This is a genomic window from Promicromonospora soli (assembly GCF_014653785.1).
Lineage (GTDB): Bacteria > Actinomycetota > Actinomycetes > Actinomycetales > Cellulomonadaceae > Promicromonospora > Promicromonospora soli.
Genome location: NZ_BNAS01000002.1, coordinates 357530 through 375416 on the forward strand (window position 1 = coordinate 357530; position 17887 = coordinate 375416).

The following is a 17887-nucleotide window of genomic DNA, read 5'->3' on the forward strand; positions in this document are numbered from 1 at the left end:
CGCCTTCAGCTGAGATCGGGCGGTTCAAGGCGCGCGGCGGTCGGCCGCTAGGCGCGCTCAGTCGGAGTGGCGTTTCCGGCTCGCGGTGCCGACAACTGCCATTGCCGTCGCGAGCACGGTCACGATCATGGCCGCGGTCAGGATCGCTGCGTCGTCCGGGAGCATCGGGCAGCCAGCGGACGCATCGTCGTCAGGGCAGGTTCGCCAGGGCTGCAGGAAGTAGATGAACGACACCACCGCTCCGATCACGGCGAGCGTTGAACCGCCGATGATCAGCGCCAACGATGTTCGTGTCCTCATCCGGCGAGGGTAGGGCATGGCGAGATATCCCGTCGGTAACCGGGAAGGACTCCACCCATGGCCGTCGGGGTCCGGGGGTTCTTCGTGTTCTCCCGTCGATGTGCCGACGCGAGCGGTGAGCGAATGAGCTCGCGAACCGTTCCTGAACATCGGGTGTCGACCGCTCCGAAGCAGTGCTCGTTCCACTGCCCGCGCGTTAGCGTGAGCCCGACGAGGGCCACGGAATCGTGCTGCTCTATCGCGGCGAGGCATTGCTCCGCGGCGGCGACGCCGGCAGCACCATCGCAGAGGCGATCCGCGCCGCGAACCCGCCCTACTGATCGACGGCCCCCGCCCCCTCAGTTCTTCTCCGGGGCAATTCCTTCCAGCATTTCCGAATTGACGCGCGGTTCGCTTCACATCTATTCCTCGAAGCCACGCCGCGCCAGGAATTGCCCCATGGGCTCTTGACCTGTTGAGTTGTCTTCAGCGGCACATGCCGGAACCGGTGGCACGGGAGGGCAGATGATCGAGGAAGTGAAGGTCGACAGCCAGACGGGGACAGCAGGTAGCGCCCCGACAGGCACGCCAGGACCTGACCGGCAGGCCTCTTTGGGCAAGCTGGTCGAACAGATCTCCGAGCAGGCCTCCCGCCTCGTGCGCGCGGAGCTCGCCCTCGCCAAGGCCGAGCTCACCGAGAAGGCCAAGAAGTCCGGCATTGGCGCCGGGCTGCTCATGACGGCGCTCCTGATCCTTGCCTACGCCGTCGGCGTGCTGCTCCTGGCGGCCGTGTACGGCCTGGGAACGGTATGGCCGCTCTGGCTGTCCGCGCTCGTCATCGGCGGCTTCATGCTGCTCATGACAACCGTCCTGGCGCTGGCAGGAGTCCAGCTGCTGAAGAAGGGCACCGCTACTCCCGATAGCGTCCAGCGCGTGAAGGACGACATCACGTCGATCAAGGAGGGGATGCACCGATGAGCGATCCGACCCCGCCGCCCAGCAGTCGCGAGCTCGAGGCCGAGGTGCTCCGCACCCGCGCAGACCTCGCAGCAGCCATCGACGAGCTGACCACCCGAGTCAGCCCTGGCTACCAGGCGTCCCGCATCGCACGCGAGACAAAGCAGGCCGTGGCCGACGCCGGCGCGATGGCCGCCAGGCCTTTCGGCAACAAGAACGGCCCGGCGCAAGATCCGCGCCGGGCCCGCAACGCCAAAGCCCTGATAGGAGCCACGCTCGTAGTTGCACTTGGTTCCGTTGTCGTCGTCACCGCTGTGCTCAGGCGCGCGCGGGGCTGAGCTAGGGGGCAGCACCCGGCGCGCCTTCGTCCTGCCTGCCGACCAATCCGTCAAACGATGTCCGACTAGTTGTCGGCCTCGCCCGAGCTGTCCGCCGCCGCGCCGAGCAGCGCCCGAACCTCGGACTCCTTGTAGCGGCGGTGGCCGCCAAGTGTCCGGATCGACGAGAGCTTTCCCGCTTTTGCCCAACGCGTTACTGTCTTTGGGTCAACACGGAACAAGCTCGCTACCTCGGCAGGCGTGAGCAGGACCTCGGATTCTCCGTGGATGGACATCCCCGCACCTCCTCCGGAACGGTGCCGGCCTGGCCGTACCAGGCGGTTGACGACACCCGCTCTTGCACCATTGTTAGCAGCAAACGGGATTTAGGCGACTTGGGGACGCGGTTTATTTCCTCACTTTCTCCGCTGCTCGCCACGCGCGTCCGTTTCGGGCGAGTCTCGGACACGTGCGACACGGCGGCGACACCATCCGCCGATACTTCACCCCAGCACGCCGGTCCCGACGTCGCGGAGCGCGCCCGACTCGATCAGGTCGCCCAGGAGTCGGCAAAGCGTCCGCGCCGACTGACCGGACTCCGCACGTGCCATTGCCCGGACGGCAAGCACGGGCCGTGACCGGATGCGCGGCCAGGACTGCCTCATGGCAAACGAATCGCCAAGACAGAACCAAGTCCGCGACGACGGTGGGGCACGCCGAGGGACCCCGTTCGACTCGAATGTCACATCGGAGGATGGGACGAATCACGTCCACGGACTGGAAGAAACGCCGTTCCAGCATGTAACGTTGGAACCTGGACAGACGAAACGCTACGGGGCCGCACGTCCATGCACGGTGCCGCCCCGCTCCTACGTTGAGGGGGTCGGAGCCATGGGCCGCGGCCGTCAGAAGGCAAAGCAGACCAAGGTTGCTCGCGAGCTGAAGTACTACAGCCCGGACACCAATTATCGCGCCCTCGAGCAGGAGCTCAGCGGGGGTTCTCACACGGATGTGGCGACAGATTCGCGATGGGGAGCCCCGGAGGACGAGGAGTACGACAACAGGTACTCCGACTGGGCAGAGCAGGACGGCAACACGCGCTGAGGGTGCCGGCGCGTTTGCGCCGGCCCCGCGCCCGGCTCTCGGCCGGGCATGTCAGTGCGCTACAGGCGGTAGTCGTTCACCAGCCTGACGGCGCCGCCGGACACACCCTTCGTCCCCGTGACCAGGTCTTCCTGTGCCGTGGAGGCGTCCAGCGTCTCGACGGTTCCTAGCGTCCATGCGGGCACGCCCAGAGCGGACAGCCGCGTCAGTGCTGCCTCCGCACCATCAGCGCCCACGACGGCCACCATGCCGACGCCCAGGTTCAGCGTGTTCTCGATGTCCCGGCGCGGCACGCCGCCGAGGTCGCGCACCATGCGGAACACGGCGGGCACGTCCCAGGATGCACGGTCGACCGTGGCCACGAGCCCATCCGGGAGCACCCGCGCCAGGTTGGCGGCAAGGCCGCCTCCGGTCACGTGCGTGAACGCGTGGACCTGTGCCGCTTCGTCGGCGGCCAGCGCCAGGCAGTCCGAGGCGTAGACGCGCGTGGGCTCGAGCAGCTCCTCGCCCAGTGCGCGCCCCAGGTCGTCCACGTGCCGGTCCAGTGACCAGCCGGCGTGCTTGATCACGGCACGCACCAGGGAGTACCCGTTGGAGTGCAGGCCGCTGGAAGCCATAGCGATCAGCACGTCGCCGTGCTGCACCCGGTCCGGGCCCAGCACCTTGTCGGCCTCCACGATGCCCGTGGCGGCGCCGGCGACGTCGTACTCGTCCGGTTCCAGCAGGCCCGGGTGCTCAGCCGTCTCGCCGCCGACCAGGGCGGTGTCCGCCACCTCGCAGGCCTGCGCGATGCCGCGCACGATGTCGGCGATCCGCTCCGGCACGACCTTGCCGGTGGCGATGTAGTCGGTCATGAAGAGCGGCTTGGCTCCCATCACGACGATGTCGTCCACGACCATGCCCACCAGGTCGAACCCGATGGTGTCGTGCTTGTCCATCGCCTGCGCGATCGCGACCTTGGTGCCGACACCGTCCGTGGACGTCGCAAGGAGGGGCGCGCGGTAGCCCTTGAATGCCGACAGGTCGTACAGGCCGGCAAACCCGCCCACGCCGCCGAGCACGGCCGGACCCTGCGTGCGCCGCACGGCGTCCTTCATGAGCTCGACGGCCTTGTCGCCCGCCTCGGTGTCCACGCCGGCGGCGGCGTACGTCAGGCCTTCGGAAGTCACTGGTGCTCCATAAAGTGGTGGTGGCGGGTCACGGATGGTCGAGCGCGGTCGAACCGCCGGTGCTCACGGCGAGCTGCTTGAGTCCGTCCTCGGGCTGGCCGAGCGGCAGCTCCGCCTGCTCGAGGAGGTGCTTGCCCAGCTGGTCGTCCGGGGGCAGCTCGATCGGGTACTTGCCGGTGAAGCACGCCGCACACAGCTGCGAGCTCGGCTGCTCGGTCGCGGCGATCATGCCCTCGGTGGTGATGTAGCCGAGGCTGTCGGCGCCGAGCGACTGCCCGATCTCGTCGACCGCAAGGCCGTTGGCGATGAGCTCCGCGCGCGACGCGAAGTCGATGCCGTAGAAGCAGGGCCACTTCACCGGCGGTGACGAGATGCGCACGTGCACCTCGGCGGCGCCCGCCTCTCGGAGCATGCGGATCAGGGCGCGCTGGGTGTTGCCACGGACGATCGAGTCGTCCACGACCACCAGGCGCTTGCCCTTGATGACCTCGCGCAGCGGGTTGAGCTTCAGGCGGATGCCGAGCTGCCGCAGCGTGTCGGAAGGCTGGATGAACGTGCGGCCCACGTAGGCGTTCTTCGTGAGGCCCTGCCCGAACGGGATGCCGGACTCCGCTGCGTAGCCGACGGCGGCCGGCGTGCCGGATTCCGGCGTCGGGATCACCAGATCGGCCTCCACCGGGTGCTCGCGCGCCAGGATGCGGCCCATCTCGACGCGCGCCGAGTGCACCGAGCGGCCGTTGATGGTGTTGTCCGGGCGGGCCAGGTAGACGTACTCGAAGACGCAGGCGGCGCGCTCGGCCTGGGCGAAGCGCACCGAGCGCATGCCGTCGGCGTCGATGCAGATGAGCTCGCCGGGCTCGACGTCGCGCACATAGGAGGCACCGACGATGTCGAGGGCCGGGGTCTCGCTCGCGACCACCCAGCCGCGCTCGAGGCGACCGAGCACGAGCGGACGCACGCCCTGCGGGTCACGCGCCGCGTAGAGCGTGCTCTCGTCCATGAAGACCAGGGAGAACGCGCCGCGGAGGCGCGGCAGGACCTCCAGGACGGTGGCCTCCAGCGTGCGGTCCGCGTCGCCCGCGAACAGCGCCGTGATCAGGGCGGTGTCGGTGGTGTTGCCGCGGGCGAGCTCGCCCCGGCGCTGTGCGCCGTAACGCTCGGCCACGAGGTTGACGAGCTCAGCCGAGTTGGTCAGGTTGCCGTTGTGGCCCAGGGCCACCGTGCCCGACGCCGTCGCCCCGAGCGTGGGCTGGGCGTTCTCCCAGGTCACACCGCCCGTGGTGGAGTACCGGCAGTGTCCGACGGCGATGTGACCGGTCAGTGCGTTCAGGGCCGTCTCATCGAAGACCTGGGAGACGAGTCCCATGTCCTTGTAGACGAGGATCTGCTCGCCGTTGCTGGTGGCGATGCCCGCGGACTCCTGCCCGCGGTGCTGCAGTGCGTACAGGCCGAAGTACGCAAGCTTGGCGACCTCCTCGCCGGGTGCCCAGACTCCGAAGACGCCACATGCGTCCTGGGGGCCCTTCTCGCCGGGCATGAGGTCGTGGTTGAGGCGGCCATCTCCGCGCAGAGGCATGTTCCGAGTATCCCATGCGGCTGGATCGAAGTCGCCAGCCCCGGCTGTGACCTCTGTGTCAGGGCCGGCGCAGGCTCCGGCGGTCCGCGATCACCGCGAACAGGCCGGCCAGGAGCGTCGTCACCATCGTGACGAACGCGGTCAGCACCGTGACGTAGACGCCCGGCTTCATCATGGCGGCGCCCGAGGGCGAGCTCACCAGGTAGAGCGAAAGGGCCAGCCCGAGGACGATCCCGACCAGGGCGCCCGTCCAGAAGAAGGCCTTGTACCGCGGCGCACGGCGCACGGTCGCCGGGTCGATGACATCGCGCACCTCCACGTCGTCGGAGGTATCGAGTGGTGTCTGGGCTTCATCCACGAAGCCAGGGTACGCGCCGCCTGTCGCCGAAGTAGAACCAGGGCGAAGTAGAACTGCAGCACACACGTGCTGTGTGTGCTGCAGTTCTATCTCGCTGTAGTTCTATCTCGATGCAGTTCTACTTCGCCCTGGTTCTACTTCGGCGTGAGGGGGGTTACCCCACGAGCTTCCAGGGGCTGCGCTTACCTACGCCCGGGATCTGGAGGATCGTCGGGCGGGTCGCCTCGTAGATCGCACCCTTGTAGGACACGGTGTCGCCCCACCAGTAGAGCTTCCACGGCTGCCACGCCGGAGCCTCCGGCTCCGCCGCCTCGACGGTCAGCGCCAGCCGGGCAGTGGTGCCCGACGGCGACGCCGTCACCAGGAGCTGGTACGCGCCCGGCGCCGTGCCGGCCGGGATGGTGACCGAGGACGACGTCGCGCCGTCGGCCACCGTGGCAGTGCCCAGCGAGACGCCCTCCGCGGCCTCGCCGCCGGACGGGACCAGGAACGTCTCCACGGCGGTGTTCTGCGGCGAGCCGAGCGAGGTCAGGTCCAGGCCCGACAGGCTCACATCGGTCGAGGCGCCCGCCTCGACCGTGCCCGGCAGGCTCGCGGCGACCGTGCGGGTGCGGGCGAAGCTCGGCGTGACCGGCGAGGACTCCTTCAGGTACGAGATCCACGCCTCGCGGTCCACCAGGCCCGAGTCGCGGCCGTTCGTGCCCTGAGTGAAGACCCGGAAGTTGTCACCACCCGAGATCAGGAACGAGAACGTCGCGACCCGGTACTCCGCGGCGGGGTCCACCGGCACACCGTTGATCGTGATCGACGAGACGTTGTCGCCAGGCGTCGCGTTCGGGTCGGCCGTGGACACCGTGTAGGACACGTTGTCCGACAGGCCCAGCGCCAGGTACGGGCGCGACGGACGGTTGCCGTTCGCATCCGTCTGCCACTGCTGCTCGAGCAGGGTGTCGAGCTGTGCGCCCGTGAGCGTGGTTGTCCACAGGTTGTTGACGAACGGCAGCACGGCGTTGGCCTCGGCGTAGGTGATCACACCGTCCTCGCCACCGGAAGCACCAGCAAAGTACAGCTCGTTGCGCAGGCCACCCGGGTTCACGACGCCGATGTCGGCGCCGCCCCGCTCCTCGGCGGCGAGCGAGTCACGCAGCGAGTTCGCCACGAGGTTGCCGAGCGCCGACTCCGACGCACGGTTGTCACGGTTGCCGCCGGTGTAGACGCCGTTCGTGTAGGTACCGCCCGAGAATGCGGTGGTGATGTCGGCGGTCACCTTGCCGATCGGCTCGGCGCCGATCTCCTGGGCCTCGGCCAGCGCGGCGTCCACGATCGTGTCCACCTCGGCGACCACCGGGTAAGTCGCGATCAGCTCGGCGGCCGGGGTGGCGGTACGTGCCACGTTCTCGACGGTGTAGTCGGTGACCTCGAAGGTCTCCGTGTCCACCGTGAGGGAGACGTGGCCCAGGAACTCGCCGTAGTTGCCGGTCTGGATGATCGGACGGGTCTCCCCCTCCGCACCCGGGACCGGGGCGTCCCACGCGTACTGCTTGTGGGTGTGACCAGTGAAGATGGCCTTGATCCGCGGGTCGGTGTCCTGCACCAGCGCGGCGAACGGACCGCCGGCGGCGATCTCCTCCTCCAGCGTGGCGCCGTCGGGCGTGCCCCCGCTGGCGCCGTCGTGCGCGAGCGCGACGACCAGGTCGGCCTCACCGTTCGCGGCGTCGCCGTCGAGCAGCTCGTCCGTGACCCGGTTCAGCGCCTCGACGGGGTCGCCGAACTCGAGGCCCTCGATGCCGGCCGGCGTGACCAGCGTGGGCGTCTCCTGCGTGACGACGCCGACGAAACCGACGTCGACCCCGTTGACCGGCACCACCTCGTACTCGGGCAGCGCGGGCTCGCCCGTGGCCGCGTCGTAGACGTTGGCACCCAGGTGGTCCCAGTCGGCGTTCTCCGTGACGCGGCCGGTGAGGTCCGCCATGCCCTGGTCGAACTCGTGGTTGCCGACCGCCGAGGTCTTCAGGCCCAGCGCGTTCAGCACGTCGAGGGTGGGCTGGTCCTGCTGCAGCGCGGACGCGAACAGCGAGGCGCCGATGTTGTCGCCCGCCGAGACGAACGCGGTGCCCTCGGGGTTCTGCGCCCGCAGCTGCTCGACGGTGCCCGCGAAGTTGACGGTGTTCCCGTCGATGCGGCCGTGGAAGTCGTTGATGGCCACGAGGTCCAGGTCGACGGAACCGGGGGTCGCGCCCGCGAGGTCCAGGCCGACCAGGACCGGGTCGTGGTCGGACGACCGGAACGGCGTCTCGTCGTAGAGGATCGACGCGTTGTAGTTGTACCGGCTGTACTCGTTCGCCACCGGCTCGTACGCGTTGATGTTCCAGATGTCCGTGCCGGTCACGAGCCCAGCCGCCGCCGGGGAGGCCAGCACGTGGTCGAGCGAGCCGACCATGCCGTCGAAGTTGTACGAGTACTCGCCGGTCGTGGGGCCGAGGTCGACGTAGCCGGCGTCGGTGAGGACCTTGATCGGGTCCTCTTGCTCGTAGGCATTGAAGTCGCCCACCAGCAGGACCTTGTCGGTCTGGGCCACACTGGCCTGGGCCTCGGCGAAGGCCGCGAGAGCGGTCGCCTGCCGTGTGCGGGACTCGTTCGAGGCCCCCTGGCCGTCACCCTTGTCCGGGTCGCCGGGCCATGGGCCGGCCGAGCCCTTCGACTTGAAGTGGTTGGCGATCACCACGACGTCGTCGTCGGCGTCGGCGGTGCCGCCCGCGGGCTGGAAAGTCTGCGCCAGCGGCTGACGGGCATTCTGGAACGCCTCGTCACCGACCAGGATCGTCGACTCACCGACCGGCTCCGCGGTGGCGGTCCGGTAGATGAAGGCGTTGCGGATGACGTCCTCGGCGTCGGGCACCTCGGCCGGGGAGGCCGCGTAGGCCCACGTGCCGGCACCCTCCGCGGCGTTCAGCGCGTCCACCAGGTTGGCCAGGGCCTGGTCCCGTGGCCCGCCCAGCGCCGAGGTGTTCTCGATCTCGAGCAGTGCGACGACGTCCGCGCCGAGCGCGGAGATCGCCGCGACGATCTTGGCCTGCTGGCGCTGCAGGTCCTCCTCCTCGGCCGCGCCGCGAGCGTCGCAGCCGCCTGAGACGGTCACCGGGTCGCCCGCGCGGTCAGTGAAGTAGGTGCAGCCCGTGAGCTCGTCACCCGTGGTGCTGAAGTAGTTGAGCACGTTGAACGTCGCGACCTGCAGGTCGCCGCCGACGTCGGCGGGCGCGTCCTCGCGCGTGTTCTCGAACGTGGCCGGCTGGACCGTCGACGCGACGTCGGGCGTCAGCTGCTTCAGCGGCTGGAAGCCCCATGCGCCGAAGCGGTAGTCGAGGACCACCGGGGTGGTGAACGTGACCCCGGCGCCCACCCGCAGCGGTGCGCCGCCGGTCAGGTAGGGCAGCGGCTTCGACTTGTTCGCCGTCGAGTTGTAGTTCAGCGTCGACCCGTCGTCGAGCAGCACCGCGCGTGCGGCGTTGTCCGCGATCTGCGCGTCGTACTCCGCCGACAGCGGGCGGCCCACGGTCGTGGGCTGCACCAGCGGGCTGTCGCCCGCGGCCAGTCCGACCGTGCCGTAGTAGTTGGTGTCGTAGTTGTCCGTCACCGTGAACTCGCCCTGCGGCGCGAGGAGCATGCCCTCGAGCGCCTCGCGGCCGGCGGCGCCCGCAGGCCACGCCGTCGGCGTCGGCTGCACGGTGGCGGCCGTGTCGAGGACGGTCCAGCCGCCCGAAGCGGGCGTCAGCTCCGTCAGGCCGTTGTACTCGGACACGACGCCGGTGACCTCGACGTGGTCGCCGACGGCCACGCCGGCGGCCGCGGCCGTCGAGAAGACGAAGACTGCGTCCGACGCGCCGGGCGTGGCGTCGGTGTCGCCGCCCGTTCCGGCGGTCTGCAGATAGAAGCCGTTGAAACCGCCGGTCGGGTAGGCGGCGGTGACGACGCCCTGCGTGGTGACGGTGCTGCCCACCAGCGGGCTGGCGTCACCGGTGCCCTGGATGTCGGCGATCGGCGTGACGTCCAGCGCCATTGCAGGCGCCATGCCGGCGAGTGTGGTCGGGACCGCGAGGGTCGCGGTCAGCGCTGCGGCGACGGCGGTGCGGGCCGTCCTCGCAGACAGTGGTGAGGATCGGAGCGTGCTGGGTGCCACGCTGACTCCTTCTGCAGTTGAAGAGGGGGGTGCTCGGTTCATGCCACGAGCGCACCCAACCAACCACGGCACGATGAATGCACGGTTACAAACGGGGACCAAGCGGAAAAACTCCGCGAGGTCCCCGAGTCAACGCACTGATCGTTGTGCTCGCCGCGGCTCGTCGAGGAGCGCGCGCGGCCGAGATTAGCGCGAGCCACCGACACGAGCCGCCAGACACGCTGGCCGTTACTGACTCAACGGCAGCAGGTGGGAGATGTCCGAGCGTTCGCCCGAGGCGTGCACCCGCCCGTCCGCGACGGCGTCCGCCCAAGTGACGGTGCCCGTGGCCAGACCCAGCCAGGTGTCGGGGTCGGTCTCGACCACGTTCGGAGGCGTCCCGCGCGTGTGCCGCGGCCCGGCCACGGCCTGCACCGCACCTGCCGGCGGCACTCGCACCTCCACGGAGTTGCCAGGGGCGACGTCGGCCAGCTCCTCCAGCGTGAACCGCACGGCGGTGGTCACGTCGCGGCGCTCCGCCTCCCCCTGCGCCCAGGCAGCGACGGCGGTGCGCCCTGCGGCCGGATCCGTCCGGCGCCGCGGGGGCACTACCGCACCGCCAGGGAGTCGCCGAACCGCGTCCAGCCGGACCGCTCGAGGCTGGTGAAGTCGGTGGCGGCACCGGGCACAGCGTTGGTCATGGCGTCAGTATCGCGGACCGCGGCGTCAGTACCGGTACGCGCGCGACGCCGGGCCCTCCACCGCCAGCATGTCCGCGGGCGCGACCACCGGCAGCTCGAGCGACGACACGGCCGGGTACCTGGGGACCTGTACGACGTCAGGAAGCGCTCCCGCCTCGACCGCGGGCACGGGCTGCGACTGCGACCCCGTGCCCGGCGCAGGCCGCGGCCAGGGTTCGGACAGTGGTATCTCGTCCTTGACCTGGGGACGCACGGGCCGGCTCACCGGCAGATTGCTCGCGCCGTGCGCGGGGCGCGTCAGGTCGCCCAGCGCCGCCTCGGCACCCGGCCGCCGTTGCGGCCCTGGAAGCGGGCTCGGCTGCGGCTGCGGCTGGGGTCCGGGCTGGGGCTGGGGGGTAGGCCGGGGTCTGGGAGTCGGGCGCGGCCCCGGGCTCGGGCTCGGCTGCGGCTGGGGTGCGGGCTCCGGCGGCTCGGCCGACTCGGGACCGGGCGCCTGCCTGGGCAGCACGACCGTCCCGTGCGCGTGGGCCACCCCATCTGCCGGGACGGCGAATGGCCCGGGCGCCGCGGCGCCCGCTCCGGCGTCCGCTGTCGAGCGATGTGCCGCCGACGAGCGCGGTCCCGCGAGCTCGGGAGTGTCGGGCCGGCCGGCCGCCGGGTCGACCGTATGGCCCCCGAGCAGCTTGAACATGACCCGGCGCTCGGACACGTCGGCCTCGGTGAGCTTGACCCGCACCTCGTCGCCCAGCGGAAGCCGGGGACCCACCACACGCGCCCGTACCGCGGGCTCGCGCAGCACGATCTGGCCGCGCTGCACCTCCTTGGCCGGCTCGTCGACGTCGACCACCACGCCGTCGAACTCCTCGCCCAGGCTGTCGGCGAGCAGCGACGCCTCGACGATGTCGACGCACTCGCGCTGGAACGACGAGGCACGCCGGCCCGTCTCGACCATCACGGCGGGCAGGGCGAGCATGGCCTGCAGCACCCAGGCAGGCACGGCGGTGCCCGCCTGGATCGCGAGGCAGATCTCGGTCGCGTAGCGGTCCGCCAGGCGACGCAGCGGTGCGGTGACGTGCGCGTAGTCGGCGGCGATGGCGGCGTGCCGCGTGTTCTCAGGCTGCGGCACGACGACGCCGTCGGGCCCCGGCATGCCGAACGCGACGTACCCGGCGCCGCGGAACAGCGTCGTCGCCTCGTTGAGGAACGCCGCGTGCTCCGGGATGCGTGACTCGAGGGTTGGGACCAGGCGCGCGTACGGAAGGTCGTCGGGCCATTCGATCCGGAGCGCGCGGGCCGTACGGCGCAGGCGCGCCAGGTCGCGCGGGTCCGCCTCAGGGAGGGTGCGCAGGATGCCCACGCCTCCCTGACGCATGATGGTGGCGGCCACGATGCCCGTGAGCAGCGAGATCTGGGCGTTCCACCCCTCCACCGGCAGGTTGCGGCGGAACGACAGCGCGAACGTGCCGTCCTCGCGCTGCTCCACCTCCTGCTCAGGCACCTCCAGCGAAACCCCGCCGCGCTCTGCCTCCAGAGACTGGCGCAGCCTTCCGACGTCGGCCAGCAGCTGCAGCGACTCGCTCGCCGTGCCGGCGTCGAGGCCGGACTGCGCCTCGGCGTAGGTGAGCCGCTCACGGCTGTGCACGAGCGCACGCTCCACCGCGGCGTCGGTGATGACGCCGCGCGCGTCCAGGGTGACCGTCCACAGCACGGCCGGGCGGTCCTCCTCGGGCAGGAGGCTCGCCGCGCCCTCGGACAGGGCCTTCGGGTGGAGCGGGGTAGGCGCGTCCGGCCCGTAGACGGTCATGCCGCGCCGGCGCACCTCCTCGTCGAGGGCGCCGCCCGGTGTGACAAAGGCGCCGAGGTCCGCGATGGCGTAGTGCACCACGTACCCCTCGCCCGACGGTTCCACGTGAACCGCCTGGTCCAGATCCTTGGAACCGGGCGGGTCGATGGTGACGAACTCGATGTCGCGGCGGTCGGTCCGACCTGCGGAGACGTCCTTCTCGGCGGCTGCTCGGGCCTCCTCGAGCACGTCCTGCGGGAACATCGCGGGCAGGCCGACCTCGGCGCGGAGTGCTGCGAGCGCACCGCTCACGTCGTCGGGGGCAGCGGGCGCGAGGCGCATCTGACGGGTTGGCACAACTGCGAAGATAAGCCGGTTTCGCGCTCCCCGCGCGGCGTCGCTGTGCTATTCGACGACGACGGTGGCCACCAGCGCCCGATGGTCCGTGCCGGGAACCTGCATGGAGACGACGTCGGAGACCGGCATGTCGTTCTCCACCACCACGTGGTCCAGCGCGAAGAGCGCCGGCACCGGGCTGCCCTCCGGCCAGGTCACGGCAGGTCCCGCGCCCCATTCCCGGGTGGCGTCGGAGAACCGCGAGCCGAGCAGATCGCGGAAGCTCGCGTGGTCGTAGGTGGCGTTGAAGTCGCCGGCCATGATCTGGGGCGTCTCGTCCGAGTGGACCTGCTCCGTGAGCTCGACGAGATCGGTGCGCCACGTGGCGATCTCGGTCGGCATCGGCGGGTGCGGATGCACCACGGTGACGCGGACGGAGGTGCCGCCCACGGCGACGAGGGCGGACGGCATCGCGAAGCTCGTGCCGCTCAGCTGGTCCTCCTCGGTCAACGGCGTGGACGACCAGAGCCCGCTGCCCGCCGGGCTGTCCTCGGCGGGGACGGTGAAGCTGTGCCCCAGCAGGTCGCCGAGGCCGGCATCGGCGAGCGCCTCCTCGAAGGCGGGGGTCAGCTCCTGGACCGCGAGCACCTCGACATGCTGCGACTCCACCAGGTCGACCACGATCTCGGCGTCGGCCTGCCCGTACAGGGCGTTGACCGTCATGACCCGCAGCGTGCCGGCGTCGGCCGGGTCGGCCGCCGTGGACGTCTCCGGCGGCACGAAGAAGGGCGCCGTCCAGTACACGAAGCCCGCCAGCGCGGCCGCGAGCAGCAGCGTCAGCACCCAGCGCCGTGAGAACAGCGCGACGATCAGCAGCGGCAGCGTCGCGAGCGTGGCCCACGGCGTGAACGCCACGAGCTGCGGCAGGGAGAGCAGGTTGTCGAACGGGAGCGCCCTGGCCAGCCCCACGAGGAGCAGGGGGATCGCGATGATCCAGAGCACGAACGAGATGAAGCCATGGACAAATCGCACCCCCGGACCCTACCGGCAAACACCGGAGTAGAGCGCCTGCCCGGTCTCGACAGGCTCGACCACCGGTGGTCGAGCCTGTCGAGACCCGTGCGCTCGGGTCAGAGGGTCAGCCGAAGATGCGCGGGAGCGTGCCCTCGTGAGCCTCGCGGGCCTCGGCCAGCGGGATCTCGAACTGGCCCTCGATCACCACGGCGTCGCCACCGGTGGTGCCGAGGCGAAGCACCGGCACGCCGGCGTCCTCGGCGAGGTGGGTCAGCTCGCCCTCGTGCTCGGGATCGACGGCGACGACGACCCGGCCCGTCGACTCCGAGAACAGAGCGACGAACGGGTCCACCTTGTCGCGACCGGTCACGCCCTCGAGCGCCACCGACGCGCCGACACCGAAGCGCAGCGACGCCTCGAGCAGCGTCTGGATCAGGCCGCCCTCGGACAGGTCGTGCGCGGCGGCGGCGAGGCCGGTCTTCCGCGCCTCCACGAGAGCCGAGGCCAGCGCCTTCTCGGCGGCCAGGTCCACCCGCGGCGGCAGACCACCGAGGTGCGAGTGGACGGCGTCGGCCCAGGCCGAGCCGTCGAGCTCGTCCCGCGTCGTGCCGAGCAGGAGGAGCGACAGCCCCTCGGTCCGCCAGCCGGACGGGAGGGCGGTGCTGACGTCGTCGAGCACGCCGAGCACGCCCACCACCGGGGTGGGGTGGATCGACGAGTCGATCTGGCCGGGCTCGCCCGTGCCGTTGTAGAGCGAGACGTTGCCGCCGGTGACCGGCACGCCGAGCTCCTGGCAGGCGTCGGCAAGGCCCTCGATCGCCTCGACGAGCTGCCACATCGAGTCGGGGTGCTCCGGCGAGCCGAAGTTGAGGCAGTCGGTCACGGCGAGCGGCTTGGCGCCGGACGTGGCGACGTTTCGGTACGCCTCCGCGAGGGCCAGCGCGGCGCCCGTACGCGGGTCGAGCTTGCCGTAGCGGCCGTTCGCGTCGGTGGCGAGCGCGACGCCGAGCCCGGTGGACTCGTCGACGCGGATGACGCCGCCGTCGTCGGGCTGGGCGAGCGCCGTGTTGCCCTGGACGAAGCGGTCGTACTGGTCGGTCACCCACGCCTTGGACGCGAGGTTGGGCGAGGCCAGCAGCGTCAGCGCGGTCTTCCGCAGCTCGGGCCCGGACGCCGGGCGGGCGAGGCCTGCAGCGATCGTCGTGTCGGCCTGCAGGCCGTCCTGCCAGACCGGACGGGCGAAGGGCCGGTGGTACACGGGCCCCTCGTGCGCCACCGTCTTGGGGTCCACGTCCACGATCCGCTGGCCGTGGTGGTCGATGGTGAGGCGGCCGGAACCGTTGACCTCGCCGATCACGGCGGTCTCGACCTCCCACTTCCGGGTGATCGCGAGGAACGCGTCGAGCTGGTCGGGCCGCACCACGGCCATCATTCGTTCCTGCGACTCCGACATGAGGATCTCGCCGGCGTTCAGCGTGGGGTCACGCAGCAGCACGTCGTCGAGGTCGACGTGCATGCCACCGTCCCCGTTGGAGGCGAGCTCCGAGGTGGCGCAGGAGATGCCGGCGGCACCGAGGTCCTGGATGCCCTCCACGACCTTGGCCGAGAACAGCTCGAGGCAGCACTCGATGAGGACCTTCTCCATGAAGGGGTCGCCCACCTGGACGCTCGGGCGCTTGGCGGGTACGCCGTCCTCGAACGTCTCGGACGCGAGGATCGAGGCGCCGCCGATGCCGTCGCCGCCCGTACGTGCGCCGAACAGCACCACCTTGTTGCCGAGGCCGGTGGCGTTGGCGAGGTGGATGTCCTCGTGTCGCAGCACGCCGAGGCAGAGCGCGTTGACCAGCGGGTTGCCCTGGTAGGAGCCGTCGAAGACGAGCTCGCCCCCTATGTTCGGCAGGCCGAGGGAGTTGCCGTACCCACCGACGCCGGAGACGACGCCGTGCACGACGCGCGCCGTATCGGGGTGGTCGACGGCGCCGAAGCGCAGCTGGTCCATGACCGCCACGGGGCGCGCGCCCATCGAGATGATGTCGCGGACGATGCCGCCCACACCTGTCGCGGCGCCCTGATAGGGCTCGACGAACGACGGGTGGTTGTGCGACTCGACCTTGAAGGTGACGGCCCAGCCGTCGCCGATGTCCACGACGCCGGCGTTCTCACCGATGCCGACGAGGAGGTGCTCCTTCATCTCGTCGGTCACCTTCTCGCCAAACTTGCTCAGGTGCACCTTCGACGACTTGTAGGAGCAGTGTTCGCTCCACATCACGGAGTACATCGCGAGCTCGGCCGCGGTGGGGCGGCGGCCCAGGATGTCCTTGATGCGCTGGTACTCGTCCTCCTTGAGTCCGAGCTCTCCGTACGGCTGCACCTCATCGGGGGTGGCCGCGGCGGTCTCTACCGTGTCCAGTTTCGGAACGGCGACAGTCGGGCTGGAGGGTGCCTGGGACGCGGGCGCGGTCATGTAGTTCCTCGCGGTGCGGGGTAGGTTTCTGGGCGCTGAAGCGCCCCGCCAGTCTACGACGCGCGACGCGGCAGGGCGGTCCTCCTGTCCATCGACGGCCGTCCTGCCTCCGGACGACGGCTGGGCTGAACGTCAGGACCGTTCAGCCCCGCTGAAGAGTCAGGCAGTGATACGCGATGGACGTGCAGGGTCGGCCCGGTCACGATGGCCGCATGCCCCTGCGCCACTCGCTTCTCGCCGTGCTCGTCATGATCATCTGGGGCACCAACTTCCTCGCTATCGACGTCGGCGTCGACGACGTGCCGCCCGTGCTCTTCGTCGCGATCCGGTTCGTCGTGGTGCTGATCCCGGCGATCTTCCTGGTCCCCCGCCCCGCGGCCGCCATGAAGGACGTCCTGGTGGTGGGCCTGTTCCTCAGCCTCGGCCAGTTCGCCCTCATGTACACGGCGATCTGGCTCGACATGCCGCCCGGCCTGGCCTCGCTCGTGCTCCAGGCGCAGGTCGTCCTGACCGTCCTGTTCGCGAGCGTCGCGCTCCGCGAGCGCCCGACGCCGCCGCAGCTCGTGGGTGTCCTGCTCGGCGCGGTCGGTCTGGTGATCGTGGGCCTCGGCCGGTCGGCGGCGACGCCGGGACTCGCGTTCCTGCTCACGCTCGCGGCCGCGGCGTCGTGGGCGACCGGCAACGTGATCGTGCGGCGGCTCGGGTCGGCGACACAGGCGGCCGGAACGCGCCAGAGCCCCCTGGCCGGCCTGTCCATGACGGTGTGGTCGGCGCTCGTGGTACCGGTGCCGATGTTCGCCCTGGCGCTGGTGCTGGACGGGCCTGCCGCCGTGGGGTACTCGCTCACCCATCCCACCTGGGCCGCCGTGCTGTCCACCCTCTACACGGCGTGGCTCGCGAGCCTGGTGGGCTACGGCATCTGGAACACGCTGCTGGACCGCTACCGGGCGAGCGCGGTCGTACCGTTCACGATGCTGGTGCCCGTGGTCGGCATGACTGTCGCCTGGCTCGTGCAGGGTGAGGTGCCGAACGCGGCTGAAGCCGGCGGCGGGCTGCTGCTCCTGCTGGGTGTGGCGATCACCTCAGGGCTGCTGCGGTGGCCGGGGGCGTCGCGCTACGGCTCGAGCACGTAGCAGAGCAGGTCCACGCCGGGCACGGGCGCCCAGTCCCGGGCGGGCTCGCGGACGAAGCCGAGCCGCTCGTAGAGCCGGTGCGATCCCACGGCCACGGTCTGGGTGGAGAGCACAATCCGCCGCGCGTCGGCGGACCGCTTGATGCACTCCCGCATCAGCGCCGTCCCGGCGCCTCGCCCTTGCGCGTCGGGCGCGACGCCGAGCATGCGGATCTCCGCCTCGCCGTCCCGGGCGATGTCGGCCATGGGGCCGCCGCGCGGCACGAATGTCACGCCACCAACCACCGCGCCGTCGTCCAGGGCGACGATGATCTCCGCGGCGGCGGCGCGGCCGGCGACGTCCCGCAGGACGTCGGCGTAGAAGGCCGAGTCGGGCGCTTCGAGCTGCCCGTCCGCGTAGAACGCCTCGGCGACGATCTTTCCGACCGCCTCGTACTCCGCGGGCCGTGCGTCCCGCACCTCGATGACCCGTTCCTCGATGCTCATGCAACAACGGTAGGCCGCGCCCCTGACAGCGACCGAGGCGCTCAGGGACGCGACT

At 70.6% G+C, this 17887-nt stretch carries 15 protein-coding genes; 4 read left to right on the plus strand and 11 right to left on the minus strand.

Features of this window, described 5'->3' with window-relative positions:
- Nucleotides 1-57 precede the first annotated feature (57 nt).
- Entirely contained in the window at nt 58-282 is a 225-nt protein-coding gene (locus IE250_RS07430; RefSeq protein WP_229872238.1) for a hypothetical protein, read from the minus strand.
- 522 nt (nt 283-804) lie between these two features.
- Here IE250_RS07430 and IE250_RS07435 point away from each other — a divergent pair.
- Together IE250_RS07435 and IE250_RS07440 are read left to right on the plus strand one after the other, a co-directional pair.
- Nucleotides 805-1257 (plus strand): phage holin family protein, encoded by a 453-nt coding sequence (locus IE250_RS07435; RefSeq protein ID WP_189668645.1) that lies wholly within the window; start codon nt 805-807, stop codon nt 1255-1257.
- Nucleotides 1254-1574 (plus strand): DUF3618 domain-containing protein, encoded by a 321-nt coding sequence (locus IE250_RS07440; RefSeq protein WP_189668646.1) that lies wholly within the window; start codon nt 1254-1256, stop codon nt 1572-1574. Before IE250_RS07435 ends, IE250_RS07440 begins: the two co-directional genes overlap by 4 nt.
- A gap of 65 nt (nt 1575-1639) precedes the next feature.
- Here IE250_RS07440 and IE250_RS07445 read toward each other — a convergent pair whose 3' ends face one another.
- Nucleotides 1640-1849 (minus strand): BldC family transcriptional regulator, encoded by a 210-nt coding sequence (locus IE250_RS07445; RefSeq protein WP_189668647.1) that lies wholly within the window; start codon nt 1847-1849, stop codon nt 1640-1642.
- A gap of 595 nt (nt 1850-2444) precedes the next feature.
- Between IE250_RS07445 and IE250_RS07450 the strand changes: the two genes are divergently transcribed.
- Nucleotides 2445-2657 (plus strand): DUF3073 domain-containing protein, encoded by a 213-nt coding sequence (locus IE250_RS07450; RefSeq protein ID WP_189669141.1) that lies wholly within the window; start codon nt 2445-2447, stop codon nt 2655-2657.
- A gap of 59 nt (nt 2658-2716) precedes the next feature.
- Here IE250_RS07450 and purM read toward each other — a convergent pair whose 3' ends face one another.
- The 8 genes from purM to purL form a co-directional block, all read right to left on the minus strand.
- Complete coding sequence (gene purM, locus IE250_RS07455; RefSeq protein WP_189668648.1) at nt 2717-3826, minus strand: phosphoribosylformylglycinamidine cyclo-ligase; 1110 nt, start codon at nt 3824-3826, stop codon at nt 2717-2719.
- 28 nt (nt 3827-3854) lie between these two features.
- On the minus strand, nt 3855-5402 hold the full coding sequence (purF, locus tag IE250_RS07460) for an amidophosphoribosyltransferase (RefSeq protein WP_189668649.1): 1548 nt from the start codon (nt 5400-5402) through the stop codon (nt 3855-3857).
- Nucleotides 5403-5460: 58 nt separating this feature from the next.
- Nucleotides 5461-5760, minus strand: coding sequence for a hypothetical protein (locus IE250_RS07465; protein WP_189668650.1), 300 nt, complete (start codon nt 5758-5760; stop codon nt 5461-5463).
- A 154-nt stretch (nt 5761-5914) separates the two neighbouring features.
- Entirely contained in the window at nt 5915-9937 is a 4023-nt protein-coding gene (locus IE250_RS07470) for an ExeM/NucH family extracellular endonuclease (RefSeq protein ID WP_229872239.1), read from the minus strand.
- A 228-nt stretch (nt 9938-10165) separates the two neighbouring features.
- On the minus strand, nt 10166-10525 hold the full coding sequence (locus IE250_RS07475; RefSeq protein WP_189668651.1) for a sterol carrier family protein: 360 nt from the start codon (nt 10523-10525) through the stop codon (nt 10166-10168).
- Between the two features lie 117 nt (nt 10526-10642).
- Nucleotides 10643-12757 carry an RNB domain-containing ribonuclease gene (locus IE250_RS07480; protein WP_189668652.1) on the minus strand — a complete coding sequence of 705 codons (2115 nt, stop codon included), beginning with the start codon at nt 12755-12757 and terminating at the stop codon, nt 10643-10645.
- A gap of 48 nt (nt 12758-12805) precedes the next feature.
- Nucleotides 12806-13768, minus strand: a complete 963-nt coding sequence (locus IE250_RS07485; protein WP_189668653.1) for an endonuclease/exonuclease/phosphatase family protein — start codon at nt 13766-13768, stop codon at nt 12806-12808.
- Between the two features lie 106 nt (nt 13769-13874).
- Nucleotides 13875-16214 carry a phosphoribosylformylglycinamidine synthase subunit PurL gene (gene purL / locus IE250_RS07490; protein ID WP_189668654.1) on the minus strand — a complete coding sequence of 780 codons (2340 nt, stop codon included), beginning with the start codon at nt 16212-16214 and terminating at the stop codon, nt 13875-13877.
- A gap of 212 nt (nt 16215-16426) precedes the next feature.
- On the opposite strand from purL, the gene IE250_RS07495 reads away from it, so the two are divergent.
- Nucleotides 16427-17347: an EamA family transporter gene (locus tag IE250_RS07495; protein WP_189668655.1), complete on the plus strand. Its 921-nt coding sequence runs from the start codon at nt 16427-16429 to the stop codon at nt 17345-17347.
- Here IE250_RS07495 and IE250_RS07500 read toward each other — a convergent pair.
- Complete coding sequence (locus tag IE250_RS07500) at nt 17329-17832, minus strand: GNAT family N-acetyltransferase (RefSeq protein ID WP_189668656.1); 504 nt, start codon at nt 17830-17832, stop codon at nt 17329-17331. The genes IE250_RS07495 and IE250_RS07500 overlap by 19 nt on opposite strands.
- Nucleotides 17833-17887: the final 55 nt, after the last annotated feature.

What these genes read in the sequence shown, in the direction of transcription:
- IE250_RS07495 (WP_189668655.1), top strand. Translation starts at nt 16,427, where the DNA reads ATGCCCCTGCGCCACTCGCTTCTCGCCGTGCTCGTCATGATCATCTGG.
- IE250_RS07435 (WP_189668645.1), top strand. Translation starts at nt 805, where the DNA reads ATGATCGAGGAAGTGAAGGTCGACAGCCAGACGGGGACAGCAGGTAGC.
- IE250_RS07450 (WP_189669141.1), top strand. Translation starts at nt 2,445, where the DNA reads ATGGGCCGCGGCCGTCAGAAGGCAAAGCAGACCAAGGTTGCTCGCGAG.
- purF (WP_189668649.1), bottom strand. Translation starts at nt 5,402, where the DNA reads ATGCCTCTGCGCGGAGATGGCCGCCTCAACCACGACCTCATGCCCGGC.
- IE250_RS07445 (WP_189668647.1), bottom strand. Translation starts at nt 1,849, where the DNA reads ATGTCCATCCACGGAGAATCCGAGGTCCTGCTCACGCCTGCCGAGGTA.
- IE250_RS07500 (WP_189668656.1), bottom strand. Translation starts at nt 17,832, where the DNA reads ATGAGCATCGAGGAACGGGTCATCGAGGTGCGGGACGCACGGCCCGCG.
- purL (WP_189668654.1), bottom strand. Translation starts at nt 16,214, where the DNA reads ATGACCGCGCCCGCGTCCCAGGCACCCTCCAGCCCGACTGTCGCCGTT.
- IE250_RS07440 (WP_189668646.1), top strand. Translation starts at nt 1,254, where the DNA reads ATGAGCGATCCGACCCCGCCGCCCAGCAGTCGCGAGCTCGAGGCCGAG.